Raw genomic sequence first — 15,667 nt, 5'->3', positions numbered from 1 at the left:
GAGAATGACAAGATGCATTATAAAAAAAACAATAAATTAAAAAAATGGCTCTTCTTTTTTTTAATTACCATATCTACAAATATATATGCCCAAGTTTATATTATAAACAACCAAACCCTTGATCCCTCAGATTGGGATACAAGCTCAACCTCCTTGAGTGATATAGATAATAATAAATTTATCTTATTACAATATTACAATTATGCTGAGCGTAAAAAAATAGCAGAAACAAAACAACAAAATCTTAATGAATTAAGTAATGAAATACTGAATCTAAATAACAGTAATATTGATTTGGAAATAGCTAATATTCAAGAACAGCTATCCACAATGAAAAAAGAATCTGAGGAGGCTATAAAATTTTTATCAACCTATACTTTTCCTGAGTTGAAACAGCTAAATCAACTGGAGCAAGATAACCTTCAAAAGATAATTCTCTTACAAGAACAAATAAACAGTTTTACTCAAAAATAAAATTACCTCCGCTTAAAAAAATATATTGCATATAAAAATGCCGTCTGAAACCAAAGTTTCAGACGGCATTTTTCAAACCATCAGATAATTACACGCCTTTTTTATCCAAATAGCTTTCGTAATCGCCCAAATAATGTTCATAACCACCTTTACCATCCAACTCGATAATCTGAGTGGCCAAAGAAGATACGAACTGACGGTCGTGCGATACGAAAATCAGCGTACCTTTATATTTTTCCAAAGCCATATTCAGCGACTCGATACTTTCCATATCCATATGGTTGGTAGGTTCGTCCATCACCAATACGTTCGGCTTGAGCAAAATCAGTTTGCCGTACAGCATGCGGCCTTTTTCACCGCCCGAGAGTACCTGCACCTGCTTTACGACATCGTTGCTGCCGAACAGCAAACGGCCGAGGGTACCGCGGATTACTTGTTCGTCATCACCTTCTTGCCCCCATTGGCGCATCCATTCGGTGAGGTCCATCTCAACATCGAAATCGTTTTCATGGTCTTGCGGATAGTAGCCCACATTGGCTTTTTCCGCCCATTTAATCGTGCCTGCATCGGCTTCTACACCTTCACCGTACTCTGCGTCAAATGCGCCGGCCAACAATTTCAGAAGGGTAGATTTACCTGCACCGTTAGGGCCGATAATCGCTAATCGCTCACCGGCTTCCAGCATAAAGTTGAGGTTTTTAAACAATTGGGTTTCAAAACGTTTGCTCAGCCCTTCTACCTCTACGGCTTGACGGTGTAATTTGGCTTTTTCATCAGTTTCAAAGCGGATATACGGGTTTTGGCGGGTAGAAGGCTTCACTTCTACCATTTCTGCTTTAATCTTATCTGCCTGTTTCAGACGGCTTGTAGCTTGACGGGCTTTAGATTTGTTGGCGCTAAACCGCGCCACGAACTCTTGCAGCTCTTGCAGCTTTTCTTTGGCCTTCGCATTGTCTTTCATTGCCCGTTCGCGTGATTGGGCCGAAGCCAACATATAATCATCGTAATTTCCCGGATAAATGGTGATGCTGTTGTAATCGACATCAGCCATATGAGTGCACACTTCATTTAAAAAGTGGCGGTCGTGTGAGATGATAATCATTGTGGAATCGTATTGGTTCAACACACCTTCCAACCAACGGATAGTATTGATATCCAAGTTGTTGGTTGGTTCGTCGAGCAGCAACACATCCGGTTTTGAAAACAGCGCCTGCGCCAGCAAAACGCGCAGTTTGAAACCGGGAGCAACTTCACTCATCAGAGAATTATGCAAATCTTCAGAAATACCTACGCCGCTGAGCAATTCGGCAGCACGCGCTTCGGCAGTATAGCCGTCGTACTCGGCAAATTTGGCCTCCAATTCGGCAGCACGCATGTAATCGTCTTCGGTAGCATCAAGATTGGCATAGATAGCGTCACGCTCCGTCATGGCCGCCCACATTTCTACATGCCCCATCATCACTACGTCTAACACGCGCATATCTTCGTAGGCAAACTGGTCTTGCCGTAATTTACCCAAGCGTACACCGTTTTCAATCGCTACTTCGCCGCTGGTCGGTTCCAAATCACCGCCTAGGATTTTCATAAATGTGGACTTACCCGAACCGTTGGCACCGATCAGGCCGTAACGGTTGCCCTCACCGAATTTCACAGACACATTTTCAAACAGCGGCTTGGCGCCGAACTGCATGGTAATGCCGTTAGTAGAAATCATTTTATATCAACCTTATGCAACGGAAAGCCCCGCCAGCTACCGCTCTGCTTACCGATAAGGGTAAGGCTTTGAACTGGTCGCTTCGGAGCTTTCCCAAATTATTCAAATCGGCATCGATTGTACCATATTCATACTAACCCTGCCGCCTTATCTGCCTAGTTAACGATTATCTCAACAGGCCGTCTGAATGCTTAATCCAACACCCGCTGCCGCGGCAAACGTCCTGCCCAATCGCAGGCAAACTGCCAAGCCGTCCGCCCCGAGCGGCTGCCGCGCATCAACGACCAATTCAAAGCAGCTTGGCGGGCGGTATCGTCCAGCGGCAAACCGAACTCATCCAACCAATTGGCAACAGCCTGTAAATAATCATTCTGATCAAACGGATAAAAACTCAACCACAAACCGAAACGGTCGGAAAGAGATACTTTTTCTTCTACCGCCTCTTTCGGATGCACTTCCCCGCGAATACCGGTTACGGCAGTATTTTCATCCATATATTCCGGCATCAAATGGCGGCGATTGGAAGTGGCATAAACCAAAACATTGGCACAACGTTGCGACAAACCACCGTCTAATGCGGTTTTCAAAGCTTTATAAGTATCTTCACCGCTTTCAAATGATAAATCATCACAAAAAACAATAAATTTCTCAGGCCGCTTCGATAATATCGGCAATAAGGCGGGCAAACTTACCAAATCGGTTTTATCCACCTCAATCAATCGTAACCCCCGCCCTGCGTATTCGTGCAGCAAAGCTTTAACCAGTGAAGATTTACCCGTACCGCGTGCACCGGTCATCAATACATTATTAGCCGGCCGGCCTTCAAGAAACTGTTCGGTATTACGTACCAACCGCTGTACTTGATTATCCACCGCAGCCAAGCGGCTCAAAGGGAAAGTATGCGGTTGCGGCAAACTTTCCAAAATACCGCTCCTACCCACCGTTTGCCAGCGAAAAGCCAATGCCTGCCAATCCGGTTCGGCAGTTTCAGGGGGCAGCAAAGCATCGAGACACTTTAACACCGAGGCGGCAAGTTTGAAAAATTTAGCGGGTTTCATACATATTCCTTTTCAGACGGCATCACTTGAATATACAGCCAACGATTATGCAGTGTGCAACAGATATAAACAAGAAAAGGCCGTCTGAAACATCATTTTCAGACGGCCTTTAGTGAACTCTTTTCTACAACACCGTATGCGGCGGTTCATAATGGATAATACCGCGGATTTTGTTGTGCTCGTTCACCAATACCACTTTCGGCTCGTGTTTCTGCGCTTCTTCATTGCTCATCAACACATACGACATGATAATCACGATATCGCCTTTCTGAACCAAACGCGCGGCTGCGCCGTTTAAGCAAATCACACCGCTGCCACGCTCGCCGGGAATGGTATAGGTTTCGAGGCGGGCTCCGTTGTTGTTATTGACGATTTGTACTTTTTCATTCACACAGATACCTGCGGCATCAAGCAGGTCTTGGTCTATCGTAATGCTTCCGACATAATTCAAATCGGCTTCCGTAACGGTTGCACGATGAATTTTGCCGCCTAACATGGTACGGAACATGGTTTTCTTTCTGCTAAATCAAATTCAATCTTTTAAAGCATTCAGACGGCATCTGAGGCCGTCTGAAATCTATACTGCCGGATTATACACGCTTTCAAACGGCCTGTATTATAAACCCAAAGCCGCTTTTGCCCATACCAGATATGGAGTAAACCCTCTATGCACAGGCTGCATCAGAACCTGCGGGCACTCATAGCTGTGCAAACGCAAAATAGTTTTTTCTACCTTTTTATAATGGCAGCGGGCAGATTTAATGGTAATGCGGATTTCATCTTCGCAAACCGCTTCCCCCTGCCAACAGTAATGGCTGGTGATGCTTTCATATTGAACACACGCCGCCAAACCTTTTTCCAATAAAGCCGCACCTATCCGGCGCGCTTCATCAAGATTCGGAGCGGTGGTGGTGATAATAACCGGTTTGAAATGTGCCACAGGCTGGATACCTTACATAAAGTTTAAAACCGGCCAACCGTTGGCCATTGCTTCTTTTTGCAGTTCCTCGTCCGGATTCACAGCTACCGGATCAGAAACAATGCGCAGCAGCGGTAAATCATTTTTTGAATCACTGTAAAAATAGATTTTTCCGTAGCTGGAGAAGCTTTCGCCGCGCTTGGCAAGCCATTCGTTTAAGCGCGTGATTTTACCCTCTTTCAAACTGGGCGTACCGATATATGCGCCGGTATAGCGGCCGTCCGTACCGACTTCAAGCTGCGTACCGATAATATTTTCAATGCCGAACAAATGGCAAATCGGGGTAATGATAAATTCATTGGTCGAAGAAATGACTAACAATTCATCGCCTGCGTCGCGGTGGCTTTGTACCAGCATTTTTGCCATCGGGCTAATATGCGGCAGGATAAACTCCTGTGTAAACTCACGGTGCATTTGCGCCAATTCTTCCATATCGAAGCGGCTTAACGGCTCTAACTGAAATTTTAAAAATTCATCTATATCGAGACAGCCATTTTTGTAGTCTTGATAAAATTTATCGTTTTTGATACGCACAAACTCTGCATCCACCACACCCTTTTTCATCAGGTATTGCGGCCAGGTGTTATCGGAATCTGTGTTGATTAATGTATTGTCGAGGTCGAAAATGGCGAGGTTTTTCATTCGGCTTCCTGTTGTTTTAAAAGTTGGCGCAACAACGGCAGGGTGATGCGTTTACCCAATGTAACCGCGTAGCTGTCGAGCGTATCGAGCATCTGCATCAGGCTGTCCATATCTCGGCGCCAATGGTTCAGCAGGTATTCGAAAATTTCAGGCTCCACGGTAATCTGACGCGCCGCCGCCATGCTCATCAAAGCATTGATTTTTTCCTCATCAGTCAACGGTTTGACTTCATATACCAAGCAATAACCCATGCGTGTGCGTAAGTCTTCCCGAATCATCAGCCGTTGCGGCGGCGCATCTGCGGAAAGCAGCAAGAAGCCCTTGCCGCTGTTACGGAATCGGTTGAATATGCTGAATAATAAAGCCTGCTCTTCATCACCTAGCTTATCCGCTTGGTCGATGGCGAGATAATCGGCATCAAATGCTTCTTCGGTAAGCGGCATACGGGCCGCATCAATATAAGCGGCACGGTAACCTGCCGCCAAAGCCTGTACTATCCATGCCTGCAACAAATGGCTTTTCCCCGACCCCGGCTGCCCCCAAACATAAATAAACTGGCCGTGCTGCTGTTGCAGTACATGCACAAGCTCTGCATTGACGGTACCCAAAAACTTATCAAATGCCGGATAAGCATCGGCGGAAAAATCAAAAATCAGCTGGTTCACAAGGCTAACCGGTAGACTGGAAAACATCTGATTGTACGTTGTTTCAACGTTCAGCGGCAAGCTGCGCCGTATAGGCGGCTGATTTGGCGCGACTACTTTTTTCGCTTAAAATGATGAACTTTTATACAAGCTATGCCGTCTGAAAGCCTGCTTGGGGCTTTACAACAAATATTTCATATTTATATCTGAAAGAACACCGTGATCAGTACCATTATTGATTTTATTCTCCATATCGACCAACATCTGGCCGCATTGTCGGCAGAGTACGGGCTATGGATTTATGCCATTTTGTTTTTAATTATTTTCTGTGAAACCGGCTTGGTGGTTACTCCTTTCCTACCCGGAGATTCATTATTGTTTGCGGCAGGCGGTATTGCTGCTGTGGGCGGTATGAACATTCATGTGATGGTGCTGCTACTGCTGATTGCCGCTATTGTAGGCGATGCGGTTAATTTCATGATCGGCAAGTATTTCGGCGCAAAATTGTTTGCCAATCCCGATTCCAAAATTTTCCGCCGCAGTTATCTGGAAAAAACCCACCGTTTTTATGAAAAACATGGCGGTAAGACTATCATTATCGCCCGATTCGTACCGATTGTACGCACATTCGCCCCCTTCGTTGCAGGCATGAGTGATATGCATTACGGCCGCTTTCTGCACTATAACGTTATCGGCGCGGTCTTATGGGTAGTCTCTTTTTCATACGCTGGGTATTTTTTCGCAAATCTACCGATCGTCAAAAACAACCTTAGTTTGGTATTGGCCGCGATTATCGTTATTTCCATATTGCCAGGTATTATCGAAATTATCCGGGCCCGTCGCTCAGGTCAAACCAACGAATAGAAGCCAGCCCAAACAAATACGCACAACCAACTTAAAAAAAGCCGCTTACCTATAGGCAAGCGGCTTTTTTATTAGCTTGATTAATAGAAGGTTGTTTACTTCTCTTGCTTCTGATTCCAATGAGAAGGCGAGCGCGGTCCATATAAAATACCTTTCGAGCCGCCTGCATTGAGTAAGCGCTGTGCGGTTATTCCGGCGATTTCATAGCTTTTATCACCAATATTGCTGGCAATCTGCTGAACTGCTGCCTGTACCAACATAACCAGTAATCCTTGCTGACTCTGATTTTCCGTACTGGAAGCAGTCGCCTCTCCGCGCCACAACTCTTGGCCGCTGCGAGCATCAACCAATATTGCATCAGCAGTTACACGGGTATCGCTTACCAATACTTTATAGCTGGTACCGTATTGTTTCACCTTAAGATAAAGCACTGCATCCGCTCCGAAAATTTCATGCAATTTACTGAGCTGAACAGCGTGAATATCCGCAGAATGATCCAAACCGTTTTGTCGGAAAGTTTGCTGCACTACCGCCACGGGAAATACATAATAGCCAGCTTCGGCCAAAGGTAAAGTGGTTTGCGACAAAAAGCCGTTCACCGCATTAACATCGGGCGATTCGTTTACCGGCGGCAATACTAAAATAGAACGCGGATTACTGGCTTTAAAGGCACTATAGTCATGAGGCACGGCCTGGTTCGCACAGCCCGCCAATAAAGCTGCAGCTAAAGCCGCTGCACATATACACAACGTATTCATTTACCGGCTCCTTGGTTGGCTGATTTGTTTTTCAATAGAAAATCCATAAATTGCGCCGACTCGGGAAATCTTACCTTTTCTTCGTTAAATGCCTTTGCAGCCAGCTCGCCTCGCCCCATTTCTACATATAGCATACCCAACTGGGCATATACGCCGGGAGCAACCGCCTTGTTTTTAGATTTAGCCTGCTCTAAATAATTTTCTAATTCAGCCACTTGCTGATCAGGGGATTTTTTCCCCTGCATACCTTGATAAACGGTATCGGGGTATTTTTCCCAGTGATATAGAGTCTGTTGCGACGTACCGCACGCAGCCAGCATCGCAGCCAGCGGCAGCAAGAGTATTTTTTTCATTTTCCCTATCTCCCTTGATCTCCGTCAGATGCTTACTTCGCCGGCTGCCACATACCGCTATCGATACCGGCCACCAATTTATTCACTGCCTCACGAACGGCCAAATCCAACACTTTACCGCTTAAAGTAGAGTCATAGCTGGCCGTACCGCCGAAACCGATAATCTCACGGTTGGAAAGCGCGAACTCCCCTGCTCCTTGAGCCGAATACACAACTTCCGAAGTGGAAACGTTCACGACATTCAAATTCACTTTAGCATAAGCCACTTGGGTTTTACCGCGGCCTAAGATGCCAAACAATTGGTGATCACCCACTTCCTTACGGCCAAACTCAGTTACATCACCGGTTACCACATATTGCGCGCCTTTCAACGCTTGTGCCTGCCCCCGGATACCGGCTTCCGCTTTGATTTCCGCCATATTACTGCGGTCAAGCACATTAAAGCGGCCACTTTGCTGCAAATGGGTTACCAAAATGGTTTTTGCCTGATTACCCAAACGGTCTGCGCCGTCTGAAAACACACCTTGCTGGAAGCTTGAACGGTTGTCGAACTTACCTACCGCAATCGGGCTGCGCACACCTTGATATTGTGCCGCGGTAGCCGCACCTGCCACTTGCGCGGTTTCCAATACGCGCGAAGATTCGGTGGCACATGCACCCAATGCAAATACTGTGGTAAGGAGTAAGGTTTTTACACAAAACTGCTTCATTTTATACCTTTCTATCTTATATTGAGTATCCGGCCATCTGAATCGCCTATACTTTTCAGACGGCCTGAAAAACTATTTTTTTTGAGATTCAATTTTTTATTATATGCGGTATGTGCCAAAACAGACAAATCATCATGATTGTCCGGAATTGAATTAAAGCCCAATATTCTACAAATTAATTTTCAGCTTCAGCCAATGCAGCCGCTCATAACCATGCTTTCTAAAAAATAATTCGATACATAACAGTATTGAAAACCGATTATCTATATAATTCTGCCAGCCACTATATTGATTTTTTCATATGATGTTCCAAACCCACCCCTTCAACACACTGACTATTCCCATCGAAGGAACCAACCTGATCGAAGCCTCTGCAGGCACTGGTAAAACCTACGGCATAGCAGCCCTTTTTACCCGCCTGATTGTGCTTGAGAAAATGGCTGTGGAAAGAATCTTAGTCGTTACCTTCACAAAAGCTGCCACCGCCGAACTGAAAACCCGCCTGCGCGCACGGTTGGAAGACGCATTAGAAGTATTGGAAACATTAACCCCCGGCATCGAACTGATCCGTCACGATACCGACTATCAAGCACTGCACACCCTCTACCGGCAATACCGCCGGCAAGAAGAGGCTCTCGATGATTTTATATTCAAGCTGCTTGCCGAAGCTTTGAAAAAAGAAAACCTGCCTCGGCTGGTTATCCGTTTGAAAGCCGCCATTGCCGATTTCGACAGTGCGGCCATTTTCACCATACACGGTTTCTGCCAACGGCTTTTGCGCGATTACGCTTTTCTATGCCAAGTACCCTTCGATACCGAGCTTACCGAGCAAAACGACGAGCGCCTACTTCTACCCGCCCAAGATTTTTGGCGCACCCGTATTGCGAACAATCCCACCTTGGCACGTTTGGTATATGAACACAAATATACTCCGCAAAACATGCTGGCATCATTACGCCGGTTTCTCAACCGCCCCCATCTGAATTTCAGACGGCCCAATGCCGACTTAGATAAAATTGAAGCGGAATTACACACCTGCTGGCGGGATGTCCGCAACCGACTGCCCGAACTTATCCGTATTTTCTGGAATGTCCGTCCTACGCTAAACGGTAACAGCTACCGTGAAAGCACATTTAAAGAACTGTTCGCCGAATTGCAATATGCGGCTGATAACGGTCTGATTCCCGGAGATTCCAAAGGCAAATTGGCTGATCTGGATGCCGAAATACTACAAAGTAAGCTAAAGAAAGGCCAAACTGCCAACCACGAAGCATTTAAGCAACTGCATATATTGGCCGAACTAGGCCGTCTGAAAACAGCGCGCGAAGAAGCCGCAACGGCCGTTCTCACCGCCTTGCAAATAGATATGCTGGTTTACCTTAACCAGGCACAGGCCGAATACAAAAAATCCAACCGGGAACGCGACTTTGATGATCTGCTGATTGATGTCCACAATGCCCTCAACGAAAGCCCTCTTGGACAGACCTTTGCAAAAACGGTAGCAGAGAACTGGCAAGTAGCCCTGATAGACGAATTCCAAGATACCGACCCACTACAATACGGCATCTTCCGTGATATTTTTATCCGGCACGGCAACCCTCTGTTTTTGGTGGGCGACCCCAAACAGGCTATTTACAGCTTTCGCGGTGCCGATATTTATGCCTATCTGCAGGCAGCCAAAGATGCCGAATATCACTATACGCTCGATATAAACTATCGAAGCCACACGGCCTTGGTAGACGGCATCAGCGCATTATTTAACCAAAAGCAACGCCCGTTTGTACTCGAAGACCTTGATTTTGCAGAGGTCCGCGCGCAACGTAACGAAAGCAGGCTGGATCCGCCGCAAAATGCCATCCGCATCCGCTGGCTGCACGGCAACGAAACCGAAGCCGTCAGTAAAGAAGCCCTACGCCGCAGGGCGGCCGATTATTGTGCCGATGAAATCGCCGGCATCCTAAACCAAGCCGAAACAGGCCGTCTGAACTTTCAAGGAGAGCCGCTGCAATCCGGCCATATCGCCGTGCTTGTACGCACCCACAACGAAGGGCATATGATAGCCGGAGCGCTCAAAGCCCGAAACGTTCAGAGCGTATTAATCTACCACGATTCGGTATTTGCAGCCGAAGAGGCCGCTGCCCTTGCGGCTCTGATCTCCTTTTGGCTTCAACCCCAACGTACCGAGCTTTTAAGATTTGTATTGAGCAGCGTCCTTTTCGGTTTTACTGCTGCCGACCTACACACCCTAAACCAAAGCGAAGCCGAATTATCCGAGTGGATACATTCGGCCGAAACGGCCGCACAACAATGGCAACAACACGGTTTTTACGCCGCCATGCAGGCTTTTGCCTCCCGCCACGGCATAGAAACCCATCTGCTTGCCTCCGGTAACGAACGCAGCCTTACTAATTATCATCAGCTTCTGGAAAAACTGGCCGAAGAAGACGAACAAAGCCACACGCCCGCCGCACTGCTCCAATGGCTTCAGGCACAAATTCAAAGCGCACACAGCGGTAAATCTGCCAAAAGCAACATCCTACGTTTGGAAAGCGACGAAGCACTGGTCAAAATCGTCACCATCCATGCCTCAAAAGGATTGGAGTATCCGCTGGTGTTCTGCCCTTTTATTTGGGATGCGGCTAAAAACACTCCGGATGATTGGCAGGTTTTACACACGCCCTCCGGCGGCACCGAATTACTGGCCAAACACCAGCTCGACAGCAGCAACGAACAACAATTAGCCGATGAAACCGCCTCGGAAAACCTGCGTCTTTTATATGTAGCCCTTACCCGTGCTGCGGAACAGCTAACCATCTATGCAGGCTATTGCAACAATACGCCCGATAATACTTTTGCCTATTTATTGGAAGGTACGCCGCAAACAAGCCGCGAAGACACGGCCGCTGCATATATGGCCGAAAGAAAAAGCAACAAAGCCGCCGGAGAAATGCAGATGCTTTATCGGAATTGGCAAAGCTTTGTGCAAAAACACCCCGATAGCGGTATTGCCTTATGCAACGATATCCCTCCTCCCGCCGTTTACCACGCAAACAACAGCACACGAGGCAACTATCAGGCACATATTCTGCCTGAACGCATATTCGAATTTATCCGACATACCAGCTTTACCGGCTTAAGCAGAACCACCCGCGCCCACGACTACGAATACAGCGAACTGCAACCCGCGCTCGACCCCGCCGAAGCAGGCTTGTCCAACCTGCCCGTATCCGGCACCGATACTGCCGAAGCCGACAGCATCTTCTATTTCCCACGCGGTGCGGCTGCCGGTATCTGCCTGCATGAACTACTTGAGAAATTTAATTTCAATCTTTCCGCCGTCGAACAAACTGAATTTATCCGCACCACGTTAGCCAAACACAGCTTTGATGCGGAGTATTGGTATTCTTCTATTGCGTCCATGCTCGAACATACCCGCCGAACACAGCTCACGGGGAAATACGCCTTGGCCGATATACCAACCAAACAGCGTTTGCCCGAAATGGGGTTTGTATTGCACATGGAGGATTTCAAACTACCGCATATCCGAACATGGTTGGCCCAAGACCACATATGTTTGCCGCAGGTGTGCATTGATGCCGCCGCACTACTCGACTTCAGCGATGTAAAAGGTTTTTTGAACGGCTTTATCGATATGGTCTATCAGGATTCAGACGGCCATGTCTGCATTATCGACTACAAATCCAATCACTTAGGCAATAGCAGCAATGATTACAGCGCAGAGAATATGGATGCCGCCATGGCCGAGCACCACTATTATCTTCAAGCCCTCATTTACGCCATTGCCACTGCGCGTTATTTCAAACAACGTGGCCGCCCGCTGCAAACGGTTGCTGTCCGCTATCTGTTTTTACGCGGCCTGAACAATAACGGCAACGGCGTATGGTCTTGGGATATCGATACGGCCGATCTTGCGCCCTGGCTTTGATTTCATATTCCATCAATATATATTTGATCCGACCTAAATCCGGCGGGCTAAATGTGACCGTGCTTTCGGAATACCGCCGATCATTTGAAAATCAATACGTCCGCGCGTGCGGTTACCGATTAAATAATAAAGCTGCCTACCAAAATAAAAGGCCGTCTGAAACTTTCAGACGGCCTTTTATTATTTATACCAAGCGGCATTAATCCAAGCTTTCATTATTCGGCGGTGCCAATACCGTACGGTTACCGTTGGTTTCCGGTGCCGATACGATACCGTCCGCCTCCATCTGATCAATCAAACGTGCCGCACGGTTATACCCGATGCGCAATTGACGCTGTACAGATGAAATGCTCGCCTTGCGTGTTTTCAATACGCAGGCAACCGCTTCGTCATACATAGGATCAAGTTCGCCATCATTATTACGCCCGCTGTTGGCATTGCTGAACATATCATCGCTGCCTACACCGGCAGTCAGAATATCATCTACATAATTGGGTTCGCCAAACTGTTTCAAATATTCGACCACTTTATGCACTTCTTCATCAGATGCGAATGCACCGTGCACACGCTGCGGATAACCCGTTCCGGGCGGTAAAAACAACATATCGCCTTGGCCGAGAAGGTTTTCCGCACCCATTTGATCCAAAATGGTACGGCTATCCACCTTACTCGATACTTGGAATGCGATACGGGTCGGAATATTGGCCTTAATCAAACCGGTAATCACATCCACACTCGGGCGTTGGGTAGCCAAAATCAAATGGATACCCGCTGCGCGGGCTTTTTGCGCCAACCGCGCAATCAGCTCTTCGATTTTCTTACCTGCCGTCATCATCAAATCGGCAAATTCGTCTACCACAACCACAATAAACGGTAATTTTTCCAAAGGTTCCGGATCAGCGGGCGTCAGTGAGAACGGGTTTGCCAACTTTTCACCGCGTGCGGCGGCTTCGGCTACTTTTTGGTTGAAGCCTGCCAAATTGCGCACACCCATATGGCTCATCAGGCGGTAACGTTTTTCCATTTCGTTCACACACCAATTAAGTGCGTTTGCCGCCAGTTTCATATCGGTTACCACGGGTGCGAGCAGATGCGGGATACCTTCGTAAATACTCAATTCGAGCATTTTCGGATCGATCATAATCATGCGGACTTCTTCGGGCGTTGCCTTGAAGAGCATGGAAAGAATCATCGCATTCACACCCACCGATTTACCCGAACCGGTCGTGCCTGCTACCAAAAGGTGGGGGGCCTTGGCCAAATCGGTTACCACCGGTTCACCGGTAATATCCTGCCCTAAAGCCAAGGTCAGCTTAGATTTGGAATCTTGGAATGCAGGGGCATTAAAAATCTCGCTCAAGCGTATCATCTGCCGTTTCGGATTCGGCAACTCCAAGCCCATACAGCTTTTACCCGGTATGGTTTCCACTACTCGGATAGAAGCGACACTCAGCGAGCGGGCCAAATCTTTTTCCAAATTCAATACCGCATTACCGCGCACGCCGACATCAGGCTCGATTTCATAACGCGTAATCACCGGCCCGGCATAAGCATCCATCACTTTGACTTTAACTTTAAATTCAGCCAGCTTTTCTTCAATCGTAATGCTGTTTTCCAATAAGGCCTCTTCCGTTTGGGCGGCACTCGGATCGTATTGCGGCGGCAAAAGCAAATCTACAGAAGGCAAACGGTTTTCAGACGGCATATGCACTGCCGGATTTGCCGTTTGGGTTTGGGCTTGTGCTTGCTGCATAGGCGCCGGAGAAATACCGCATTGCCCTTCTTCCGCCTCTGGTTCAAATGTTTCTTCGCCCAAAACCTCCGCCAGCGGGCTGCGTTGCGGCACATGCTCGGTAAATACGGCAGCCGATTCGCTAATCAAACGATCGGTAATCGACCAACGGGGAGTGTCGCTGATATGCGCACTCGCCGTTACGGGTGCCGGTTCCGGCAATATTTCAACCTCATCCGCTACATGGGGATATATTTCGGCCTCCTGAAATACAGGTGGCGGCGGAATATCGATTGCAGGCATTTCTATTTCGGGAACGGGGGGAGGCTCTACCACCGTAGCAGTCGGAGCCGGAATCACCGCCGCCGTATAAGGCGTAAAGCGGGTAGAAATCGGAGCCGTGGCTTTAGGCGTTTGGAGCCGGATCGCATGACTTTGCTCCACCCGGGCCGCCTCGGGAATTACGCTCTCGCGCATAGCCGTACTTACCCGGCGGATACGCTGGCGGTTTACCGGCGAATCCGTTTTAGCCAAGTTAGCCAGAATCTCCCCCTCGGGAATCACATTAGGTATAACCTCCTGTACCGGGCTTTCGGCCGAAACCTGGCGACGGCGCGCCAAACGCTGGCGCAACAGATTACTGCGGATATCGTCTTCACCGATAATCTCGGGCGCGGCAGAAGCATCGCCAATAGCTGCGGGGCGCGCTTCTGTTTTCGGGACATCATGGCTGATTTTCTGAACTTCCGCCAAAGTGCGGCTTCTCGTACGTACCAACGCCGGATCGTCCGGGCTGATGGTTTTCAGTTCTACCGGCGGCTTGGGCGTTTGTATGCCCTCCATTTCCAAAGCCGGCTTAAAATGCCAATTGATATCGACTACTTCCAAATCCGCGGGCGGCGGTGTTTTTACTGTCGTTACCGTTTCTTCCTCGGGAGATTTGATTAAATCGGCCAAAGGCGTTTCATGCAGGCTGCGGGTCGCTTCTTCCAAAGTAATAACGGGAAGGTCCGCATCAACTTTTTTTACCGGGCGGTATTCACTTTCTTCAAAAGTCAGATACGGCGCCGGCGCCATCGCCTTACCGCTCCTTACGGCTTCTGCCGGTTTCACCATAGGTTCCAATACGGCGCCAAACATGGGAATATCATGCGCACGGTCATTACCGTTATCTTCACGGGCTGCTTCCAGAGGCTCTGCTTTTAACTGATGAACGGATGCTTCTGCTGCTTCCGACTGCTCCGGATTTACCGGCTTAGGCACGCTGTTGTTATCATCAACTTCGGCAAATTCTTCTGTTTTCGGCAATGCGGCAAAAATCGGCAAGTCATCAAGATTGTCGTTTTCAGACGGCATATTTCTACCGGAAATAGCATCCAACTTGCGACTGTGCTTTGGAGAAAGCTCGCGTAGCTTGGCAACCGTTTTTTCATACACCTGCCTTGCCTCTTCCGCGGCCTTGTGGCTTTGACGGATATTTTGCAGATTAGGGTCGGCACCGCGGATTTCTTTGGCAGGCTTCATTTCCGCCGCCCCACTGTTTTTTTCTCCGTTTTCATGGCGGCTCAGATAAGTCAGCTCGCGCATCCATTCCTGCTCTTGGCGATGACGGACCCAAAGTACACAGGCAATCGCACCGACCAAGATAATCAATAAAAAAATCCACAACATAAATACGGCAGTCCCGAATTAAGAAATCAGAAATCCCCAATGCTGCCGCCCATCCGGACAACAGGCCAAGCCATTGAAGCACTCTTCAGACAAATGCGTTATTTTAACGTGTTTTTGATATG

The 15,667-nt window shown here is 47.9% G+C and carries 13 protein-coding genes; 3 read left to right on the top strand and 10 right to left on the bottom strand.

The features are described from left to right. The first annotated feature begins 12 nt into the window (after positions 1 to 12). Entirely contained in the window at positions 13 to 474 is a 462-nt protein-coding gene (locus ACEPPX_RS08715) for a hypothetical protein (protein ID WP_416623702.1), read from the top strand. 88 nt (positions 475 to 562) lie between these two features. Here the strand turns inward: ACEPPX_RS08715 and ACEPPX_RS08710 are convergent, their stop codons facing one another. From ACEPPX_RS08710 to hda, 6 genes are all read right to left on the bottom strand, one after another. Continuing rightward, positions 563 to 2,188 carry an ABC-F family ATPase gene (locus tag ACEPPX_RS08710; RefSeq protein ID WP_416623701.1) on the bottom strand — a complete coding sequence of 542 codons (1,626 nt, stop codon included), beginning with the start codon at positions 2,186 to 2,188 and terminating at the stop codon, positions 563 to 565. 191 nt (positions 2,189 to 2,379) lie between these two features. Next, positions 2,380 to 3,246 (bottom strand): ATP-binding protein, encoded by an 867-nt coding sequence (locus tag ACEPPX_RS08705; protein WP_416623700.1) that lies wholly within the window; start codon positions 3,244 to 3,246, stop codon positions 2,380 to 2,382. A 124-nt stretch (positions 3,247 to 3,370) separates the two neighbouring features. Next, positions 3,371 to 3,754, bottom strand: a complete 384-nt coding sequence (gene panD / locus ACEPPX_RS08700; RefSeq protein WP_047761163.1) for an aspartate 1-decarboxylase — start codon at positions 3,752 to 3,754, stop codon at positions 3,371 to 3,373. A 108-nt stretch (positions 3,755 to 3,862) separates the two neighbouring features. After that, a complete protein-coding gene (gene cutA, locus ACEPPX_RS08695; RefSeq protein ID WP_047761162.1) occupies positions 3,863 to 4,186 on the bottom strand; it encodes a divalent-cation tolerance protein CutA in 324 nt (107 codons plus the stop codon). A gap of 12 nt (positions 4,187 to 4,198) precedes the next feature. Then, the gene (locus ACEPPX_RS08690) at positions 4,199 to 4,867 is read right to left on the bottom strand and encodes an HAD family hydrolase (protein WP_416623699.1); all 669 of its coding nucleotides are present in this window, start codon (positions 4,865 to 4,867) and stop codon (positions 4,199 to 4,201) included. Then, a complete protein-coding gene (gene hda, locus ACEPPX_RS08685) occupies positions 4,864 to 5,532 on the bottom strand; it encodes a DnaA regulatory inactivator Hda (protein ID WP_416623698.1) in 669 nt (222 codons plus the stop codon). The genes ACEPPX_RS08690 and hda overlap by 4 nt, the downstream gene beginning before the upstream one ends. Positions 5,533 to 5,730: 198 nt before the next feature. On the opposite strand from hda, the gene ACEPPX_RS08680 reads away from it, so the two are divergent. Next, positions 5,731 to 6,375, top strand: a complete 645-nt coding sequence (locus tag ACEPPX_RS08680; protein WP_416623697.1) for a DedA family protein — start codon at positions 5,731 to 5,733, stop codon at positions 6,373 to 6,375. A gap of 95 nt (positions 6,376 to 6,470) precedes the next feature. On the opposite strand, the gene ACEPPX_RS08675 is transcribed toward ACEPPX_RS08680, so the two are convergent. From ACEPPX_RS08675 to ACEPPX_RS08665, 3 genes are read right to left on the bottom strand one after another with little or no spacing between them, the layout of a single operon-like run. Beyond that, positions 6,471 to 7,133 carry a DUF799 domain-containing protein gene (locus ACEPPX_RS08675; protein ID WP_416623696.1) on the bottom strand — a complete coding sequence of 221 codons (663 nt, stop codon included), beginning with the start codon at positions 7,131 to 7,133 and terminating at the stop codon, positions 6,471 to 6,473. Then, entirely contained in the window at positions 7,130 to 7,486 is a 357-nt protein-coding gene (locus tag ACEPPX_RS08670) for a DUF4810 domain-containing protein (RefSeq protein ID WP_416623695.1), read from the bottom strand. The genes ACEPPX_RS08675 and ACEPPX_RS08670 overlap by 4 nt, the downstream gene beginning before the upstream one ends. A gap of 32 nt (positions 7,487 to 7,518) precedes the next feature. Then, positions 7,519 to 8,196, bottom strand: coding sequence for a CsgG/HfaB family protein (locus tag ACEPPX_RS08665; protein WP_416623694.1), 678 nt, complete (start codon positions 8,194 to 8,196; stop codon positions 7,519 to 7,521). Positions 8,197 to 8,497: 301 nt separating this feature from the next. Here ACEPPX_RS08665 and recB point away from each other — a divergent pair, with 301 nt between their 5' ends. Beyond that, positions 8,498 to 12,142 (top strand): exodeoxyribonuclease V subunit beta, encoded by a 3,645-nt coding sequence (gene recB, locus ACEPPX_RS08660; RefSeq protein WP_416623693.1) that lies wholly within the window; start codon positions 8,498 to 8,500, stop codon positions 12,140 to 12,142. Between the two features lie 199 nt (positions 12,143 to 12,341). Here the strand turns inward: recB and ACEPPX_RS08655 are convergent, their stop codons facing one another. After that, positions 12,342 to 15,545, bottom strand: a complete 3,204-nt coding sequence (locus ACEPPX_RS08655; protein WP_416623692.1) for a DNA translocase FtsK — start codon at positions 15,543 to 15,545, stop codon at positions 12,342 to 12,344. Between the last annotated feature and the right edge of the window lie 122 nt (positions 15,546 to 15,667).

Source organism: Neisseria sp. S1 (assembly GCF_048060015.1).
GTDB classification, from domain to species: Bacteria; Pseudomonadota; Gammaproteobacteria; order Burkholderiales; family Neisseriaceae; genus Neisseria; species Neisseria arctica.
Note: the sequence above shows the minus strand (reverse complement) of the source record. Positions and strands in the feature narration are given on the sequence as shown.

Excerpts from the sequence above, each read along its gene's own strand:
- ACEPPX_RS08715 (WP_416623702.1), top strand. The coding sequence starts at position 13 with ATGCATTATAAAAAAAACAATAAATTAAAAAAATGGCTCTTCTTTTTT.
- ACEPPX_RS08710 (WP_416623701.1), bottom strand. The coding sequence starts at position 2,188 with ATGATTTCTACTAACGGCATTACCATGCAGTTCGGCGCCAAGCCGCTG.
- ACEPPX_RS08705 (WP_416623700.1), bottom strand. The coding sequence starts at position 3,246 with ATGAAACCCGCTAAATTTTTCAAACTTGCCGCCTCGGTGTTAAAGTGT.
- panD (WP_047761163.1), bottom strand. The coding sequence starts at position 3,754 with ATGTTCCGTACCATGTTAGGCGGCAAAATTCATCGTGCAACCGTTACG.
- ACEPPX_RS08690 (WP_416623699.1), bottom strand. The coding sequence starts at position 4,867 with ATGAAAAACCTCGCCATTTTCGACCTCGACAATACATTAATCAACACA.
- ACEPPX_RS08675 (WP_416623696.1), bottom strand. The coding sequence starts at position 7,133 with ATGAATACGTTGTGTATATGTGCAGCGGCTTTAGCTGCAGCTTTATTG.
- ACEPPX_RS08670 (WP_416623695.1), bottom strand. The coding sequence starts at position 7,486 with ATGAAAAAAATACTCTTGCTGCCGCTGGCTGCGATGCTGGCTGCGTGC.
- ACEPPX_RS08665 (WP_416623694.1), bottom strand. The coding sequence starts at position 8,196 with ATGAAGCAGTTTTGTGTAAAAACCTTACTCCTTACCACAGTATTTGCA.
- recB (WP_416623693.1), top strand. The coding sequence starts at position 8,498 with ATGATGTTCCAAACCCACCCCTTCAACACACTGACTATTCCCATCGAA.
- ACEPPX_RS08655 (WP_416623692.1), bottom strand. The coding sequence starts at position 15,545 with ATGTTGTGGATTTTTTTATTGATTATCTTGGTCGGTGCGATTGCCTGT.